16 protein-coding genes and 1 tRNA gene are annotated in these 18658 nt (G+C 49.1%); 9 read left to right on the forward strand and 8 right to left on the reverse strand.

What is annotated here, in order from left to right; all coding sequences use genetic code 11:
* The first annotated feature begins 257 nt into the window (after positions 1–257).
* Positions 258–1862: an RNA repair transcriptional activator RtcR gene (rtcR, locus tag LEUMU_RS0109195; RefSeq protein ID WP_022951996.1), complete on the forward strand. Its 1605-nt coding sequence runs from the start codon at positions 258–260 to the stop codon at positions 1860–1862.
* A gap of 95 nt (positions 1863–1957) precedes the next feature.
* Complete coding sequence (locus LEUMU_RS0109200) at positions 1958–3007, forward strand: LacI family DNA-binding transcriptional regulator (protein ID WP_022951997.1); 1050 nt, start codon at positions 1958–1960, stop codon at positions 3005–3007.
* Here the strand turns inward: LEUMU_RS0109200 and LEUMU_RS0109205 are convergent.
* Complete coding sequence (locus tag LEUMU_RS0109205) at positions 2987–3850, reverse strand: DMT family transporter (protein WP_022951998.1); 864 nt, start codon at positions 3848–3850, stop codon at positions 2987–2989. The genes LEUMU_RS0109200 and LEUMU_RS0109205 overlap by 21 nt on opposite strands.
* Complete coding sequence (locus tag LEUMU_RS0109210) at positions 3847–5049, reverse strand: multidrug effflux MFS transporter (RefSeq protein WP_245570694.1); 1203 nt, start codon at positions 5047–5049, stop codon at positions 3847–3849. Before LEUMU_RS0109210 ends, LEUMU_RS0109205 begins: the two co-directional genes overlap by 4 nt.
* Before the next feature lie 143 nt (positions 5050–5192).
* On the opposite strand from LEUMU_RS0109210, the gene ppnN reads away from it, so the two are divergent.
* A complete protein-coding gene (gene ppnN / locus LEUMU_RS0109215) occupies positions 5193–6563 on the forward strand; it encodes a nucleotide 5'-monophosphate nucleosidase PpnN (RefSeq protein ID WP_022952000.1) in 1371 nt (456 codons plus the stop codon).
* A 64-nt stretch (positions 6564–6627) separates the two neighbouring features.
* Here ppnN and LEUMU_RS27870 read toward each other — a convergent pair whose 3' ends face one another.
* Entirely contained in the window at positions 6628–7266 is a 639-nt protein-coding gene (locus LEUMU_RS27870) for a TetR family transcriptional regulator (RefSeq protein ID WP_022952001.1), read from the reverse strand.
* Positions 7267–7399: 133 nt separating this feature from the next.
* Here LEUMU_RS27870 and LEUMU_RS0109225 point away from each other — a divergent pair, with 133 nt between their 5' ends.
* The 5 genes from LEUMU_RS0109225 to LEUMU_RS0109245 all read left to right on the forward strand — a co-directional run bounded on the left by LEUMU_RS0109225 (position 7400) and on the right by LEUMU_RS0109245 (position 13760).
* Positions 7400–8500: an efflux RND transporter periplasmic adaptor subunit gene (locus LEUMU_RS0109225; protein WP_022952002.1), complete on the forward strand. Its 1101-nt coding sequence runs from the start codon at positions 7400–7402 to the stop codon at positions 8498–8500.
* Positions 8501–8512: 12 nt separating this feature from the next.
* Positions 8513–11677 carry an efflux RND transporter permease subunit gene (locus tag LEUMU_RS25350; RefSeq protein WP_022952003.1) on the forward strand — a complete coding sequence of 1055 codons (3165 nt, stop codon included), beginning with the start codon at positions 8513–8515 and terminating at the stop codon, positions 11675–11677.
* A 70-nt stretch (positions 11678–11747) separates the two neighbouring features.
* Positions 11748–11823, forward strand: a tRNA-Thr gene (locus LEUMU_RS0109235).
* Between the two features lie 154 nt (positions 11824–11977).
* Positions 11978–13240 carry an NAD(P)/FAD-dependent oxidoreductase gene (locus LEUMU_RS0109240; RefSeq protein ID WP_022952004.1) on the forward strand — a complete coding sequence of 421 codons (1263 nt, stop codon included), beginning with the start codon at positions 11978–11980 and terminating at the stop codon, positions 13238–13240.
* A 106-nt stretch (positions 13241–13346) separates the two neighbouring features.
* Positions 13347–13760: a universal stress protein gene (locus tag LEUMU_RS0109245; protein ID WP_022952005.1), complete on the forward strand. Its 414-nt coding sequence runs from the start codon at positions 13347–13349 to the stop codon at positions 13758–13760.
* Between the two features lie 332 nt (positions 13761–14092).
* On the opposite strand, the gene LEUMU_RS0109250 is transcribed toward LEUMU_RS0109245, so the two are convergent.
* Positions 14093–14344, reverse strand: a complete 252-nt coding sequence (locus LEUMU_RS0109250; protein WP_022952006.1) for a type II toxin-antitoxin system CcdA family antitoxin — start codon at positions 14342–14344, stop codon at positions 14093–14095.
* A 156-nt stretch (positions 14345–14500) separates the two neighbouring features.
* Positions 14501–15061, reverse strand: coding sequence for a fasciclin domain-containing protein (locus LEUMU_RS0109255; protein ID WP_022952007.1), 561 nt, complete (start codon positions 15059–15061; stop codon positions 14501–14503).
* Positions 15062–15462: 401 nt separating this feature from the next.
* Here LEUMU_RS0109255 and LEUMU_RS0109260 point away from each other — a divergent pair, with 401 nt between their 5' ends.
* Complete coding sequence (locus LEUMU_RS0109260; protein ID WP_022952008.1) at positions 15463–16290, forward strand: transglutaminase-like domain-containing protein; 828 nt, start codon at positions 15463–15465, stop codon at positions 16288–16290.
* 41 nt (positions 16291–16331) lie between these two features.
* On the opposite strand, the gene LEUMU_RS25355 is transcribed toward LEUMU_RS0109260, so the two are convergent.
* From LEUMU_RS25355 to LEUMU_RS0109275, 3 genes are read right to left on the reverse strand one after another with little or no spacing between them, the layout of a single operon-like run.
* Positions 16332–16859 (reverse strand): DoxX family protein, encoded by a 528-nt coding sequence (locus tag LEUMU_RS25355; RefSeq protein ID WP_022952009.1) that lies wholly within the window; start codon positions 16857–16859, stop codon positions 16332–16334.
* A 47-nt stretch (positions 16860–16906) separates the two neighbouring features.
* Positions 16907–17737: an HvfC/BufC N-terminal domain-containing protein gene (locus LEUMU_RS0109270; protein ID WP_022952010.1), complete on the reverse strand. Its 831-nt coding sequence runs from the start codon at positions 17735–17737 to the stop codon at positions 16907–16909.
* A complete protein-coding gene (locus LEUMU_RS0109275) occupies positions 17730–18656 on the reverse strand; it encodes an MbnB/TglH/ChrH family RiPP precursor modification enzyme (protein ID WP_022952011.1) in 927 nt (308 codons plus the stop codon). Before LEUMU_RS0109275 ends, LEUMU_RS0109270 begins: the two co-directional genes overlap by 8 nt.
* Positions 18657–18658 lie beyond the last annotated feature (2 nt).

Consider the following 18658-nt stretch of genomic DNA (forward strand, 5'->3'; position numbering starts at 1 on the left):
ACAGCCACTTTCAGAGAAAGCCTGTGTCAGGCAGGTATACAGAACCTGCTCCGCTGGCCAATGCAGTTAACAGTCATAAATAATCTATTGCACGGCACGTGCCAACTTTAGAATTAAAATCATAAATAACTGAAAATTAAGGATTATTTATTTTTCATCCTCGAAAGGCCAAAACACCAAAATTGAACTAATTATTTTTTCAGATAAATTTATACGGTTTTAGATATACTGAATTAAATCGAACTTAGGGTTACATTATGACCAGTAACGTCATCATCAGTATTTTGGGTAGTAAGCTTGATCATCGTGGCTTTGGTCAGAAGCGATTTGAACGCTGGCGACCCAATGTTGCACTAGCTCAGCACCCTGAGTTACCCATTGATGAGTTTATTCTGCTGTATCACCCCGACCATGAAGCGCTGGCTAAATTAACGCTGGGAGATATCAAAGAGGTGTCGCCTAGCACCAAGCTCACCGGTATTACGCTTAATATCGACGACCCTTGGAATTTTGAGCAGGTGTATGGCGAGCTGCACGATGTGATGAAGCGCATCTCTTTCGACCCTGAAAATCACAATTACTACACGCACATCACTACCGGTACGCATGTCGCGCAGATCTGTTTGTACCTGTTAACCGAGGCGCGCTTTATTCCCGGTAAGTTACTGCAATCCTCACCACTCAAAGAAGGCAATGGCGGCTCTTATCAAATTATTGATTTGGATTTATCCTGCTATGATCAAATTGCGTCACGCTTTGCGGCCGAGGCGCGCCAAGGGGTTGACCATTTAAAAGGCGGCATCCAAACCCGCAATGCCGCTTTTAATAAAATGATGGCGCAGCTGGAGCAGGTATCGATTCGCTCGACCGCACCGATTTTACTCACTGGCCCGACCGGTGCCGGTAAATCGCAATTGGCGCGTCGTATTTATGCACTGAAGCAGAAGCGCGGTTTGGTCAGCGCTGATCTGGTGGAAGTTAACTGCGCGACCTTACGCGGCGACAATGCTATGTCCGCGCTATTTGGCCATGTAAAAGGGGCCTTTACCGGTGCCTTAAATGCGCGTACCGGCCTGCTGCGTGAAGCCAATAAAGGTCTGTTATTTCTCGATGAAATTGGCGAGCTGGGGCTGGATGAGCAGGCCATGTTACTACGGGCGATTGAGGATAAGGTCTTTATGCCGCTGGGCTCCGATCGCAATATCAGTAGCGATTTTCAACTGATTGCCGGCACCAATCGCAACCTATTCCAACGCGTTAGCGAAGGCTTGTTCCGCGAAGATTTACTGGCGCGTATCAATCTTTGGACCTATGAAATCCCCTCGCTAAAAGCGCGGCAGGAAGATTTAGACCCCAATATCGACTATGAACTGCAGCAGTTCACCCATAAAGCGGGCCACAATGTGCGCTTCAATAAAACTGCGCGCAAGCAATACCTTGATTTTGCCCACTCCGGCGAAGCCAGCTGGCGCGCCAATTTCCGCGATTTAAACTCCAGCATGACGCGCATGGCGACACTGGCCAGCGGTGGGCGCATTACCGAAGCAATCATTGCCGATGAAATCGTACGCTTGCAATCAGACTGGGCAAACCATGAAACAAAAGCTTCAGGCAGCACCTCGGTAGCTGACACTCTGCAAAGCATTTTATCCGATGCGGCAATTGCCGAAATCGACCTGTTTGATCACGCACAACTGGCCCATGTCATCGAAATTTGTCGCGGTAGTAAAAGCATGGCCGAGGCCGGTCGTAAACTGTTTAATGTGAGCCGAGAGCGCCGTAGCAGCAGCAATGACAGCAACCGGCTCAAAGTCTATCTCAACAAATTTGACTTAGAGTTTAAGCAGCTCACGGCCAACTGATATAAACCGCCACAAGAATTGCTCATTTAAGTCAATTCTGATAATTTGACGACGAAAACCAATACGTATTTACAGTTTCCGAGCGTCTATAACCTATGGCTACTTTGAAAGACATCTCCCGTCACCTCAATTTGTCGGTGACAACTATTAGCCGTGCGCTAAATGGCTTTCCCGAAGTCAACGAGGAGACTCGTCTACTGGTTGTAAAAACAGCAGCGGCGATGAACTATCGTCCGAATCAATTTGCACAGAAGTTAGTCACCGGCCGCTCGGGCATGGTGTGCATGATTATTCAGGCCTCACCGGATTTGTCCGCCAATATTCACTTTATGGAGGTGGTCACCGGCTTATCGCAGTATTTCTCCGCGCACGGCATGCACTTTATTTTGCATGTGAGTACCGAATTTGATGTGCTTGCACCGTATCGTTCAATGACTGCTGGCAATTTGATGGATGGCTACATCCTCACGCACCCGACTCCAAATGATCCTCGGGTTGAATTTTTGCGTGGAAAAAATGTGCCATTCGTTATGCATGGCCGCTTGGATGAAGACAGCGACTATCCGTATTATGATATTGAGAACTATGGGGTGTCCCGACAGGCGACCGAGTACTTATTATCAATAGGCCACCAACGAATCACTCTACTCAATGGGCCTGCGGAATTAAGCTTTGCCAAGCAACGAAAAGCGGGCTTTTTAGATGCGATGAGTGCATCCGATATGAGTGATGCGGATATTATCGATGACATGAGCGGGGTGCAGGTACATCACGGGCAGATGACTGAAGAGTTCGGCCACCGCACTGCCAAAGCGGTTCTTTCCAGAAGCAATACTATTCGTCCCTCGGCCATTATCTGTTCTAATATTTTAATTGCCGAAGGCGTATATGAAGCCGCAAAAGAAATGGGCTTGAAAATTCCGGAAGACCTTTCGGTGATCGCACACGATGATGACATTCCATTACATCGGGCTAATGAAATGAAACCACCGCTCTCAGTGACCCACTCCGCTTTGCGCGAGGCACTGGAGCCACTGGCCAATATTTTAATGCGCCGAATTAAAAGTGAAGAGTCGATTAAGAGCTTGCAAGAAGTGGCGCCTACCAAGCTAATTATTCGAGAATCAACGCGCTTGCTTTTCTAAGATCACCAAAGCAATACCGCCCAGTATCGCGACACTGGCTAAGGCCATGCGTAGCGTTAGCGGCTCAGATAACAGAATAACACCACCAATTGCAGCAATCACCGGCACACTCAGCTGCACGGTCGCAGCGGTGGTGGATTTCAGCAGCGGCAAAGCGGTATACCAAATCGCATAGCCCACACCCGATGCCAGCGCTCCAGAAGCAATTGCATAGCCGACTCCGGCCATATCCAGCGACCAGTAGGAATACATCAAAGCACTTAGCAGCAAAGCCAATGGCACAGAGCGCAGGAAGTTGCCAGCCGTGACCACCGTCGCATCGCCCGCACCACGGCCACGTAAAGAATACACACCCCACGCCACACCAGCGCCCAACATCAGCACCGAGCCAAATAATGGTGGCGACTCAAGCCCCGGCAGCATCAAACCGATCAGCCCGCCAAAAGCCATTAACAAGCCTATCAACTGAATGCCCCGCAAGCGCTCGCCACGGTAAATACCATAGCCAATCATCGTGACTTGCACCGCGCCAAATAACAGTAGCGCACCAGTACCCGCCACCAAACTCACATAGGCATAAGAGAAGCCAGCAGCATAAGCAAATAACGCCAACGCCGACCACCAATTGCCGCCAACAGCATTTTGCCCAGCACCCTTATCTTCTGCACGACTGGCCCGCAAGCGCACAATTAACCACAACACTAAGGCACCGGCGATCAAGCGAATCGAGGTAAAACTCGCCGCATCAATCTCAGTTTGATTGAGCGCTGCGCGACAGAGCAATGAGTTACCGGCAAATGCCGTCATTGCCATTACAGTGAGTGTGAGCGCCTGGGAATTCATTCTGGTTCCGCCCAACGAATCAGCCATAACGCACCCAAGCCACATATCAGGAAGCCCATCACTAATGGCATTACCGAGTTATCGTAAAACATACCGATGGCAATCCCGAGTGGCACCGAAACTAGCGTCGATAAGGAACCCACGACTGCTGCACCAATCCCCGCAATATGCCCTAATGGCTCCATCGCCATGGTGTTCAAGTTACCGAATAACATTCCCATGCAGAACAAAATCGCCACCAGATAGGCCATAAACAACAACAGCGGCGGATTGCCATCAGTCAGATACACCGGCAACAAAAACACGAGCGATAATCCAATCACGCCCAACATGGCACAGCGCGATAAAAAGCGCATGCCAAACTGCATAACGAGCTTGGAGTTCACAAAAGAGGCCACACCAATCGCCAATGCCAATACCGCAAAATACAGCGAGAACTGCGCGCCTAAGCCGTATTGCTCCTGTAAAACAGGCTGCGCGGTGCTTAAGTAGGTTAAAAACGGCCCGGAAACCATACCAACCGCGAGGGTATAACCCAATGCCGCACGGATTCTGCAGACCTCAATAAGCCCTAACCACACTTGCTTAAACGAGAATGGCTTGCGGTTTTCAGGAGCCAGCGTTTCCGGCTGTCGTATGGAGAACCACAGCGTTAAGATAAGCGCTAACCCTAAAAACGAGCCGAAAATGCTACGCCAGTCCGCGATATACAGCACCAGTTGGCCAAGCGCCGGTGCTAACATCGGCACCAAAATAAACACCATCATGATGAGTGACATGACGCGAGCCATAGCACGGCCTTCATATTCATCACGAATCAGCGCCATCGGCACCACGCGCGGCGCAGAAGCCCCAACCCCCTGCAATACGCGCCCAATCAGCATCGTATTGAAATCAGTCGCAAAAATAGACAGCAAACAGCCCAGCATGAAAACCGTCATGCCCGCATACAAGGCGACTTTACGACCAAAGCTATCCGACATTGGCCCAAATAATAGTTGACCAAATGCCATCCCCAAAAACACCATGGAGACAATCAACTGAGTATGGTTAGGGTCGGCGATGGCCAAGTCCTGACCGATAGCCGGTAAGGCGGGCAACATGCCATCAATGGTTAGCGCAACCAAGGAAGTAGTCAGGGCCATTAATGCGATGAATTCCACAAATGGCAGCCGTTGAGACGGGGAGAATAATTTCACAATTTTAGTATCTGCTAAAATTCTGCTGATCATAACAACCTTGGAAAAGAACAGCAAAATGTTATGCTACTGAAATAAACACTGGTTAGTATCCACCGTTTCTCCCAAAAATATCGCTAAAAAACAAATAAGGAAATGCGCTAATGAGTCAAGACGTTATTGATGCCAAAGTCTCCCCTACTCGCCACCTCGGCGTTTTATCAAAAATGGAAGTCAACCGCCTGCTAGATCGCAGTAAGGGTGATGTGTATCGTTTGTATCGCAACTGTTCACTGGCAGTGCTGAACTACGGCGACTTTTCCGATGATGCCGAAGCGCTCATGCAGCGCTTTGCAGACTTTGACATCAACATAATCTCGCAAGAGCGCGGGATTAAACTGGAGCTAAGCAATGCTCCCGCCAATGCTTTTGTGGATGGCGTGATGATTAAGGGTGTTAACGAGCACCTGTTCTCCGTTCTGCGCGACGTGGTTTACATCAACGATGTGATTTTGGATAACCCAAAATTTGATCTGAATAATTCGGACCTCATTACCGATGCCGTCTTCCATATTATGCGCAATGCGGATGTGTTGCGTCCCGGCCTGAGCCCTCAGTTAGTGGTTTGCTGGGGTGGTCACTCGATTTCCCGTTTGGAATATGACTACACCAAAGAAGTCGGCTACCAGATGGGTTTGCGTGGCTTAGACATTTGTACCGGCTGCGGCCCTGGCGCCATGAAAGGCCCAATGAAAGGGGCTACAGTTGGTCATGCCAAGCAGCGTAATGTCGATGGTCAGTACCTGGGTATTACCGAGCCTGGCATTATTGCCGCTGAATCGCCAAACCCCATCGTGAATGAGCTGGTGATTATGCCGGACATTGAGAAGCGTCTGGAAGCATTCGTGCGCACCGGTCACGGTATTGTGGTATTCCCTGGTGGCGTGGGTACGGCGGAAGAGATTCTGTATATTTTGGGTATTTTATTGCACCCGGATAATCAGGATATTCCATTCCCATTGGTGTTCAGTGCACCGGCGACCTCAAAAGATTACTTCACTCAAATCGATGAATTCATTGGTGCCACGCTGGGTAAAAAAGCGCAGTCGTTATATGAAATCGTGATTGATGATCCGGTCAAAGTCTCACGCATTATGACGGAAGGCATGCAGGAAGTGCGCGCTTACCGTAAAGCCAATGGCGATGCTTATTACTTCAACTGGATGCTTAAGATCGATAAGATTTTCCAGCACCCGTTTGAGCCCACGCATGAGAATATGCGCAATCTGCAACTGCATAAGAATCAGGAAAGCCATGTACTGGCCGGTGCGCTTCGCCAAATGTTCTCCGGTATTGTTTCCGGTAACGTAAAGGAAGATGGCCTGAGAGCGATTAAAGAGCACGGCAAATTCGAGATTCAAGGTGATCCGGATATTATGCAGCGCATGGATGCCATGCTGACCTCATTCATCGCCCAAAAGCGCATGAAAATTGATTCAGCAGAGTATGTGCCTTGCTACACCTTAGTTAAATAGGTCGGTACTGCACATCTAGCCACTTAAGTGAGTCTGGATTTAAACCATGCTCGCTTGGGTCAAGCTAACGTTTATCAGGCTCACTAGCCACCAATACACTATCTAAATAGATATCCAGCAAGGCTTGACCGTCTTGCTGGAGGTCGACCGGGCTGCACGTCTCAAGATGGTGATGAATCAGTCCAAATAAATAGCTCAATAAACCACTCGCTAAGGCTTCATTACTCAAGCTCGAACGCAACAAATTCAAGCTACGTAACTGCCCAAACGCCCCACTCAATCCCGTCCAATAATCCGACTGCTTCTCCATTAAAAACTGATTTAATGGCGTTTTTGCGTCACTAAACTCGATGCAGTGCATTAATATACGTAAGGATTGTGTGTATTTCGGGTCATTCAATACGTGATCCAGCACGCCTTTTATCGTAAACCTAAAATCCGCTTCTGCCTTTTCCGGCGCTAAGCTACTCAGGCTTTTCATAAACGCCGCATGCGCCTCGCCCGCCCCTTCCTGCCAGAGCGATTTGATAATGTCGTCTTTATTATCAAAGTGCCAATACACCGCACCCCGCGTCATACCGGCATGCTCAGCAATTTTGTTTAAGGTCGTGCCTGCAACACCTTGCTCAATAAACAACTGAGAGGCAGAGTCCAATAACTTTTGATAGGTGATTTGTTTATCTGTTTCGGTTTTTCTGGCCATGTAGCATTAGCTTTAATTGCGAGGGGGATGAAGGATTGTATACCGCTTCCAGATAAGTCGCACTAGTTAACATACAAGCACGTATGTATAATCGACTGCTCTATTGAACATGCTACCTGCTTGAGACCTGATAATGACTCTAAAAAATGCCATTTACCGATTACTACTGATCAGCCTGATCCCCGTATTACAGGCTTGTCAGCTCGATTCAACAGCCGCTGAGCAAGCAGAAGAAGCAAAACCGGAACCCATTCGTCCCGCATTAGTTTTTACACCAATTCGGATGAGCGGTGGTTCTGAGCGGACATTCCCAGCCGTTTTAGAAGCCACTGATCAGACCAATATGGCATTTCGGGTGGCAGGCCAACTCACCAAACTAACGGTTCAGCCCGGACAGTCCATCAAAAAAGGCCAACTAATTGCCCAACTGGATGACACCGACTTTCGCACCACGCTAAGCGACTATCAGGCAAAGTTGGATCTGGCATCCACGCAGTACCAGCAAACCTATGGTTTGTACCAAAAGAACTATATCGCCAAGTCACAGTTAGACTCTGCTCGCGCCGCATTACGCAGTGCCGAAGCCGCCGTCAAGCAAGGCAAAAGCAATCTGACTTACACCACGCTACGCGCACCCTTTAGCGGTGTAGTTGCTCATGTCAGTGTGGAGAATTTCCAGTTTATTCAGCCACAGCAAACCATTATTCAAATTCAGCGCTCTGGCGACTTAGGCATTCGTTTCGATGTGCCAGAGTCCGTCTTTACGCAAATGCGCCAAGTGAAAAACTACCAATCGCTGTGTGGTACAGTCAGCTTTAGCGCCTCTCCAGACTCTTACAAAGCCTGCTACAAAGAGCATGATTTAGTCCCTGATGCCCTCACCCGCAGCTACCCGGTGCTGTTTAATCTCGAAGTCCCAAAGAATGTGACCTTGCTAGCAGGTATGAGCGCCAATATCACCATCGACCTCAGCGCCATCAGCTCCAATATGGATGATCGCAGCGTATTAGTTCCGGTAGAAGCGGTATTTGATCAGAACAATTCACAGTTCGTATGGCGCGTAGAGCAGGATCTGAAATTGCACAAGCAGCCGGTTAAAGTCGGCGGCATTAGCAATAATATGATTCGCATTACTGAAGGCCTAAGCACCCAGGATCGTATCGTCGCGGCCGGCGTCAGCTACTTAGTTGAAGGCCAGCAGATTCGCATTTATGAAAAAGAACGTGGTCTATAACAGGAAATAGCGATGAGTATTGCGGAAAGCTCGATCCGGAACAAAACCGTTAGCTGGATGGTCATCGTGTTGCTGATTATCGGCGGCTACATTTCCTTTCAGGGATTAGGACGATTAGAAGACCCGAACTTCACCATTAAGCAGGCGGTGATCGTGGTCCAATACCCTGGCGCCTCGGCTCAGGAAGTAGAAGAAGAAGTCACCCTGCCGATTGAAAATGTCGTGCAGCAGCTGCCCTATCTGGACAAAGTCACCTCCACCACCATGAATGGTCTTTCCCAGATCATGGTGGAAATGAAGAGTATCTACCGTAAAGATGATCTTGCCCAAATCTGGGATGAGATGCGCCGTAAAATCCGCGATATGGAAGGCAGCCTACCCTCCGGTGTCAGGACGCCAATCATCAACGATGACTTCGGCGATGTGTACGGCTACTACCTTGCCATTACCGGCGACGGCTACGAATACAACGACATCGAAAACTACGTCGACTACCTACGACGCGAGTTAATACTGGTTGATGGCGTTGGTAAAGTCACCGTGGGCGGCACCCGTTCGCGCCAATTGGTGATGGAAGTTGACCGCGCCAAAATGAACTCACTAGGGTTATCCGTCACCACCCTGCAGCAGTTACTCGCCACTCAAAGCTTAGTCACCAATGCCGGTAGCATCCGCGTTGGCAGTGAATACATTCGCATTAAGCCCACCGGCACCGTCTCCAGCGTGGATGATTTGCGCAACCTGACCGTTGGCCGCAATGGCGATCAACTCGTCTATTTAAGCGATGTCGCCACCCTAAAGCTGGACTACGTCGACCCACCCAGCCACATCTATCACTTTAACGGCAAGCCCGCGCTCACTCTTGGAATCTCATTCTCCAGTGGTGTAAACGTGGTGAATGTCGGTAAAGCCGTGCGCGACCGCATGGAAGAACTCGAATACATGCGCCCGCTGGGCATTAATATCGGCACCATTTACGACCAACCATTACAAGTAGAAGCCTCGGTTGAAAACTTTGTTATTGGCTTGGCCGAATCCATCGGTATCGTTATCGTGGTTCTGCTGGTTGCCATGGGTTTGCGCCCTGGTATTTTAATGAGTTTTGTCTTACTGCTGACCATTGCCGGCACCTTTATCGTGATGAAAATGGCCGGCATCGAGCTACACCGAATATCGCTGGGGGCGCTGATTATTGCGCTGGGGATGTTGGTGGACAATGCCATTGTCATCACCGAGGGGGTCATGATTGGCCTGCACAATGGCCTCACCCGAATTGAGGCCGCCAAGCGCATTGTTAAAAATACCAGCTGGCCACTGCTGGGAGCGACGGTGATTGCGATTACCGCCTTTGCGCCAATTGGCTTGTCGCCCGATGCCAGTGGTGAGTTTACCGGCAGCCTATTTTGGGTACTGCTGATCTCGCTGTTCTTAAGCTGGATATTGGCCATCACCATTACCCCCTTCCTCTGCTATTTGATGTTTAAAGAGGAAGCCGGTAAAGCCGAGCCTGGCGAGCAATCTGACCCATACAAAGGTATTTTTTACCGCTTGTTCCGTGGACTCGTGCGCTTCTGCCTGCGCTTCCGCTGGTTCACTGTGCTGCTGATTATGCTGATGTTTGCCGCCTCGATTGTGGGCTTTGGTCAAGTGCGCCAAGCCTTCTTCCCTGATAGCCCGCTGCCGATGTTTATCGTCGATTACTGGCTACCGGAAGGCACCGACATTCGCGCCACCGAGGCCGATGCTGGCAAACTGGAAAAGTACGTCACCTCGCTGGATAGCGTCGAAGCCGTGACCACCACCATTGGCCGTGGTGCTGAGCGCTTTATGCTGACCTACAATGTCGAGTTTAATGCGCCAAGCTATGCACAGCTGATTGTGCGGGTGAAATCGTTTGATGATATCGAACCTGCCATCAACCAACTGCGCAACTACACCACCGAGCACAATCCGCAAGCCTTTGTAAAATTTGGTCGCATGGCCATTGGCCCCGCCACCAAAGCAAAAATCGAAGCCCGCTTTATCGGCCCTGATCCACAAGTCTTACGGGCGCTGGGTGAAAAAGGCTTAGAGATTATGCGCGCCCAGCCGAACGCCATTAACGTACAGCAGGATTGGCGCGAGCGCAGCAAAGTCATCCGCCCCGTATTTAATGATGAGGAAGCACGACGCTTAGGCATTAGTAAATCGGATCTGGATAATGCAATTGCCCTGAATGTGAGCGGCCTAAGTATCGGCTTATATCGCCAAGGCTCTACCTTGCTGCCGATTGTATTGCGCCCACCGGAGAGTGAGCGCGGCACCGTCGAGCAGTTGAAAAACATTCAGGTGTATAGCCAAGCGCGCCAAGCGTATGTGAGCATTGAGCAAGTCATTGACCGTATCGATGTGGTCTGGGAAGACCCGCTGATTAAGCGTCGTGACCGCAAGCGCACGCTCTCAGTACTGGCTGATCCGGACACCGACAAAGGCAGTAACCCGGTCGCGCTGCTGGCGCAAGTCCGCCCTGCTTTTGAAGCAATTCCGCTAGAGCCCGGCTACTCACTGGAATGGGGTGGCGAGTTTGAAGCACAGGCCAAAGCCAATAAATCGGTGTTTGCCTTCGTGCCGCTCGGTGCCTTGCTGATGGTCGTGATTACCATGTTCATGTTTAACTCACTGCGCCAAACGCTGGTGATTTGGATAACCGTGCCGCTCGCCATTATCGGCGTGAGTGCCGGTCTGTTGATTATGAACACGCCCTTTAGTTTTACCGCGATGCTGGCGGTGCTGAGCTTAAGTGGCATGGTGATCAAAAATGGCATCGTACTGGTTGAGGAAATCAAGCTCCTCAATGAGGAAGAAAGTATGCCGTGGATTGAAGCCATTGAACAAGCCGCCGTCAGCCGGATGCGCCCTGTCACCATGGCGATGATCACCACGGTGCTTGGGATGATCCCGCTGCTGCCCGACGTATTCTTCCGCCCGATGGCCGTGTCGATTATGTTTGGCTTGAGCTTTGCCACCATCCTCACGCTGATTATGGTGCCGGTGTTATTTGCCCTGTTCTATCGGGTGAAATACCGCTCCCCCGCGCGCATTGCCAAGGATGAAGCGAAAGCGGCAGCTAAGCTTGCCAAGAAGCAGGCGAAGATCGATGCCAAGATTGCGAAGCAGCGAAAAGCAGCAGAAAGTTAATAGATTTGCAATAAAGTAAAAGAGAGGCTTGCATGGCTATAAAAATGCTTTTATAATCGCCAGCCTCTTCGCCGCAATAGCTCAGTTGGTAGAGCAACTGACTTGTAATCAGTAGGTCCCGCGTTCGATTCGTGGTTGCGGCACCAAGATATCAAAAGGTCACAATGTTTACATTGTGGCCTTTTTTTATGCCTGCGATTTGTGAATCGGTATGTCTCGAAAAGATTAGAATTGCAGCTCAAACCAAAACCATAAATAATGGAGCCAGTCCCCCAAACTCTATCTAAAAGGTGCGCTCCCTTGCCAAATTCAACAACTTCACAAAATGACTTCGATCTTATCGTTGTGGGCGCAGGTATGGTTGGCATGTCGACGGCGCTGTGGGCGCAAAAAGAAGGCTTAAAAACGCTGATCTGTGATCCCAATCCAGCGGGCTCTGGTACCACTTACGGCTCGGCTTGCACCATCGCAACCTATGCGTGTATCCCCGTCAACAGCCCATCGATATTCACCTCGCTACCGCATTTATTGACCAGTCGCGAAAGCCCCCTCAGCTTCAATATCGGCTACGGCGTGAGCAACCCGCGTTGGATGCTGAGCTTCCTGAATAATTGCCGCGCATCCCGCGTTAAACACATCAGCGAGGCACTTGGGCAATTTCTAAAACATACAGATGCCGGTCTCGACCCACTGATTCACGAGGCGAATGCACAGGATCTGGTTGTGAGTAATGACTGCGTGTATGTCTGGTCCAGCTGTGCCGGTTTTGAAAGCGCCAGAGACAGCAATGCGATGCGTGCGGCACAAGGCGTGGTGTTTGACGAGTTAAGCTCAGATGAGGTGCTTAAACTGGAGCCTAATATTAAACAGCCTATTCATCGCGGACTGCATTTCAAAGGTGCACGACATATCACCAACCCACAGGAACTGGTTGGCCGTATGCAAACGCGGTTTGAGGCGCTGGGCGGGACAGTCATGCAACACGGTGTTGAGCGTTGCCAGCCCGACGCCACTGGGGTAACTGCCTATCTAACGGATGGCACAGAGATCCGCGCGGATCGATTAGCACTAACTGCCGGCGCGCGCTCACGTCAGATTAAAGGCACCGGCGCTGAAAACCTGCCGCTAGGGACTGAACGCGGCTACCATATTCTGTATCGCAATCACGGCGCTCACGTATCACGTCCGGTGGGCTGGGCCGAAGCGGGCTTTTATGCCACGCCGATGGCTGATGGATTACGCATTGCGGGTACGGTCGAGATCAATGCCATCGACGCGTCCTTCAATACCAAATGCACCGACTACCTGCAGCGTAAATCACATGATATGTTTGGTGATTTGGGATCGCCTGATGACACGTGGCTTGGGCATCGACCGACTATGCCGGACTCTCTGCCGGTGATAGGTAAATCAAAGACTTCAGAACGTGTGATATTTGCCTTTGGGCATCAACATATCGGCCTTACCTTGGGCGGCGTGACGGGCAAGATCGTGACTGATCTTGCTCAGGGACGGGAGCCATCTTGTGACATTAGCGACTTTTTGCCTCAGCGCTTCATCTGATAATTTGATTTACATCAACACAAAAGCCCCCACTCATTGTCTATAATGAAACTGTAGTTACAAGGGATGACTTTATCGCCTTGTATAACCAAGAGGAGTTTTCATTATGTATCAGAACATATTAGTCCCAGTCGCTCCCTACCACCCAGCCAATACCCAAGAGGCCATTCGGCTGGCTCAGGCACTGAGAGCTGAAGGTGGGAAAATCACCTTAATCTCTGCACTGGATAGCATCCCTGCCTATGTCGTCGATTATTTACCCGAAGGCCAGCTGCAGAAAAACCACGCAGACGCTAAAGCCAGTTTGCTGGAAGATTCCAAAGGCATTAGCGATGTAACGATTAAAGTTGTCACCGAAGAAGGCTCTGCCGGCTCGACCATTGTTGAGTATGCTAAACAGCATAAATCGGATTTGATTATTATCGCCTCGCACCGACCAGGCTTGCAGGATTTCTTTCTTGGGTCTACCGCCGCGCGAGTGGTTCGCCATGCGCCTTGTGCGGTGCATGTTGTTCGATAACTGACTCAAGAGGCCGCAATGATTTCGTTGTGGCCTTTTTTTGTGACAGAGCTATTGGCGATATGACTCAATTGTCTGCCCACTAGACTCACTTAGAGCCGCTGTCTGACATGCTGGCAGCGCTTATCACGGTAAGAACGACACCTGAAACTATCCACCAATTAATGCCACCGTGAGCTATTGGTTTAGAGGCCTCTGTACCTGACTCTTCTGACTTTACAGATGATCTCACATGGCTACAGCCTATAGTGACCGTTATCAAAGCCGCGATAAGTACACTGGATACAAATTTCATAAGTAGCCCCTAAAAAGTAGAACATTAAACTGAAACATTAGAATCTCCTCAAGCCATCACTAAACACGCCGCGCTGTTCAACTCTTTGATTATAAGCCTCTAGCGCTTCACTGTTCTGCTCCAGCCACTCAGCACGCTTTTTCTCGGCCAGCACTGCCACAAGAGCCTGTTCCAGTACTTTTGAAAGGTTAAGCTTATAGTGTCGCGCCTCCTCTAAAAGATTTTCATTAACATTTAGCTTCAAAGAGCATGTGGTAGCTGTTGCGTCATAAATTAATGCCTTTTGCATAAAGGTCTCCTAAATCAATATTTATTGTGTTAGCGTTATCACTTTTATGTATTAAAAATAATTAAGCCTATAACTTCCAAGCACAAAAAAACCCTAAAAACTTCACAGTCTTTAGGGCTTTAATATTATCTTAAAAAACAGTAATGATTAAACCATTTATTTTGGCATTAACACTGTATCAATTACATGAATAACACCATTGCCTGCCATTATATCGGCGGCCACTACGGTAGCATCATTAATCTTAACGCCATCCGAAGTATCAATCATCACATCAGAGCCTTGTACAGTTGTCGCCGAACTCAATTTAGCCACATCGGCTGCAGTGACTTTTCCAGAGACCACGTGATAGAGAAGTACATTTCTCAGCGCTTCTTTATCGGCAATCAGGGCCTGCAGCGCGTCTGCTGGCACCTTGGCGAAGGCTTCATCGGTGGGTGCAAACACGGTAAATGGCCCATCGCCCTTGAGCGTATCCACTAAGTCAGCGGCTGTCGCTGCGGCGAGTAGCGTGTTGAAGGTACCTGCACTGCTAGCGGTATCGACAATGTCTGGCTTGGAGTGGGCCATCACCCGCATGAAGCCACTTTGCTGCTGGCCGGTTGAGTAACTTGTTTTCATCGCTTTGTCGGCATAATTACAATCATCTGCCGATGCTAATACTGGAACGGATAATAATAATGTCGCAGCTACAGAAGATATAAATTTAACGTTCATTTCTCTCACACCTCTATTAATAAATAAAATAAGGGATTGTGCTGTCACGAGAAAATAATAGTTCGAGATTAATTAAACCGTCTATAAACCATTATCTAAAAAAGGTAAATAAACTACCTTTAAAATATTATGATTAATTAACTTTAATGTTAGTTTTAATCGCGAAGTGACTTTTATCTTGAGATTGCTATGGCGAAAAATAACGCAGTTAGCTAGGCAGTCAGCGTTTTCTGCTAACTAATGTTTCAAAGAGTTAACATATTGTCGATACTCTTCTGAACCTGTCTGTGGTAAAACGACCGAAACTATGCCGCGATTAGGTTTCCCCAAGCTAATGCCAAATAGCCCGGAGTTGCCGCTCACTCCAAACCACAATGCTCACCAACAGATGGAAACCCACTATGCACACCGTTAACGTCGAATCGGAACTTGAATACAGTATCGCTTCACCCTCCAGTTTTGTCTTCAATATTGCGCCCGCTTTTACCCAGCATCAAATGATCTCAAATGAGAACCTGACCGTTTCTCCAGACACTAATATCGAATGGTGCATGTTGAATCAACTGGGCGTGCGAGGCATTCGGATCAATGCTGGGCCTGGCGACTTTAAGATTCGCTACAGCGCCACGGTGGCGTTATCGCCGGAAGTCGATCAGCCAAGTTATCTAAATGAAGTACGCCATCCGGTGATTCCGACCGATGTGCTGCCATACTTAAACCCTAGCCGTTATTGCGAATCCGACCGCTTGGGGCGCTTTGCCGCGAAAGAATTCGGGCATTTGGATGGCGGCTATTACCGCGTTCAGGCGATTTGCGACTGGGTGTTTAACCACATTGACTACATCTCTGGCAGCACCGATGCCTCATCAAGCGCTTGCGATGTGCTCATCCAGCGTGCGGGAGTGTGTCGCGACTTTGCACATGTCAGCATTTCATTGTGCCGCGCATTGGGCATTCCGGCGCGTTATGTTGGTGGCTATGCGGCCGGTTTAGAGCCGCCCGATTTCCACGGCTTTTTTGAAGTGTATTTAAATGAAGACTGGTACATGTTTGATGCCACCAAAATGGCACCCGTGAGTGGCTTTGTGCGCGTTGGCATTGGCCGCGATGCAGCGGATACCTCATTTGCAAGCATTGTAGGACAGGCGACTTTTGTCTCCATGCGCGTGAGTGCGGTTGCGGTAGATTCCAGTCAGCCCAGCCCTGATGATGCTATTTCAACGGCATAAGACTTCACTCTGAAGCCCTATGCCATTGGGTCTGGACGTAATTAAGCCTTGCGCTCCAGACCTAACCAGTAGTCCAGCGACAATTTACCCGGCCCTGCAACCACAATAGCAGCAGCCACTGCAAACCACCAAGACGCAGGATTCATCCAATGCGACCACTCGGGGAATACAGCCAGCTGGATAAAGGCAACCATCGCGACGATTCCCAGCGCAGCAAAGCGGCTAAATAATCCAATAATCAATAACACCGGCAGCACAACTTCCATCACGCCCGCGGTTACCGCTAGATATTTGATGACGGTGACGGTGGTTGAGCCATCCACATATTCCAGTGTTTCAGGATTGCACAGTTGCAGTGCGCCGGCGCGTGGCTCTTCGGGACAAAAAAACTCATACATAAACAAGTCATACACACCGGGATCAGGCTTTAAAAATCCGCTCCATTTGGCAAGGCCAGAGAGGATAAACACATAAGCAATCTGCACACGCAAACCCAGCATAACGATCGGTTTAAACCATTGCTCGATTCGCTCAAAGAAGCCACTGTAAAGGGAAGTTAAAAAGCTCATAGGGGTAGTCTCGAATTTATTGTTAGTTTGTTGATGGTTATAGGTCTTTAGGATGATTCAACAGCGGCTTTGAGTTGTAGCAGCTGTGCATTGAGCAAGTCGGCAAACAGGCTGGATAAATCAAAACTTTCATCGACCTCGTTAGCGGCAGCCGCGGCCTGATCGAAATTTGTGTGTTGCAGCATTTGCATAAAGACTGCTTCTGCGGCGTTTAACGGTCGGGCTTGTACCCTGCCATCTAGCTGCCAGAATAAAATGGTGGTGGTGTTTAACTTTAGCTCTATGGCAGAGTCCGGAGTTTGCTCGCCAAAGCGCAAGGTGCTCCAGAGCTCCATTAAGTCATACTGCAAGCTCACTAAGCGGCTGGAGTCGACTAAGGCTAATGGCAATGCGCCAAGGTCTTCGCCTTGCGCAATCAATGCCTGAACCTGCTCCAAGCTTAAAAAGTCTTCGCCATTGGCATTCAACGCTTGCAACCAAGCCTGATCCAATGCGCAGATATCAGTTAAATACGGGTACTGTTTAACGATCGCGCCATGACGCTGATTTAGGTATTCAATAAAGCTGAGCGTGGCATATTCATCGCTATCCACCCCAAAACCATAGCCAACTAAAGTCGCAGTGGCGGGAGGATTTTCTTGCACATAAGCAGCAGCCAGTTGCCCAAAAAACTCCTCACCCAGTAGCACCGGCAAGCAGGGTAAATTACTCTGTAACGCGCCAATGCTGGCTTTAATATAGCCATTGCGATAAACACTGAGAAACGCAGCCGGTCGACTACCGTCTAAAAACGGCAATACATCATTCTGGTTACCAGAGTGCATAAACTGCGTAAAGGCATTAATATAATCAGCATGTGTGTTTTCTGAATTAGCCATTAATGACCGCCTGCTGTTTATTTATTTCAGCACTATTTAATAATAAATCCTGTGCACGATTTCGCTCATTCATTAATTCAGAAAACTGCGGAATATTATCATCGCGCTCTAATAAAACGGGCTTAGTGCCCAGTGTTTTAATTGTGGTTTCTAATAATGACCAAACCGCTTCATCAACCGGTGCAGCGTGGCTATCAATCAATAATTCATCAGGGTAATTCTGGTCCACATCAAATCCTGCAATGTGAATTTCACCGACTTTCTCAGGCGCTAATGCATTTAAATAAGCGATTGGATCAAGGCCGGTATTCTGCTGGCTGAGGTAGAGGTTATTCACATCTAACAGCAAGCCTGCGCCAGTGCGCTTGAGTGCTTCCATTAGAAAATCCGCTTCATCCATATCAGATACGAAGTCTAAATAGTTGGTGGGGTTTTCTATCAAAATACTGCGGCCAATGGCTTCCTGATAACGATCAATTCCCTCGCACAAACAGGCCAGTGCCTGCTCCGTTCTGGGTAGTGGCAACAGCTCGGCAAAGTAAGCGTGCTGGCTAACTGACCAAGTTGCATGCTCTGAGACCAGTACCGGATTAAAGCATTTAACCAGACCTGCGACTTGAGCCAAGTGCCGTGTTGTCAGGGCTGAAGGCTTATCCGTGTAAGAACCTAGCGAACCACCAACCCCATGAAAGCTAAGCGGAAAGCGTTCGGATATTGCTTGCAGGTAACGCAGCCTTGGGCCGCCATCCACAAAGTAATTTTCGGTATGCACCTCAAACCAGACATCCGAATCGATGCTGGTTTGAGCCTGAGTATCAGCAAGGGAAAGTGCTTCGTCGTAGTGCTGGGGTTTTAAATTCACCCCAGCACCAAACAAGCGCTGCTGACCCGAATCAAATGGAGGGATTTGATTCGTCATGG

The sequence above is a fragment of the Leucothrix mucor DSM 2157 genome, assembly GCF_000419525.1.
Classification (GTDB): Bacteria; Pseudomonadota; Gammaproteobacteria; order Thiotrichales; family Thiotrichaceae; genus Leucothrix; species Leucothrix mucor.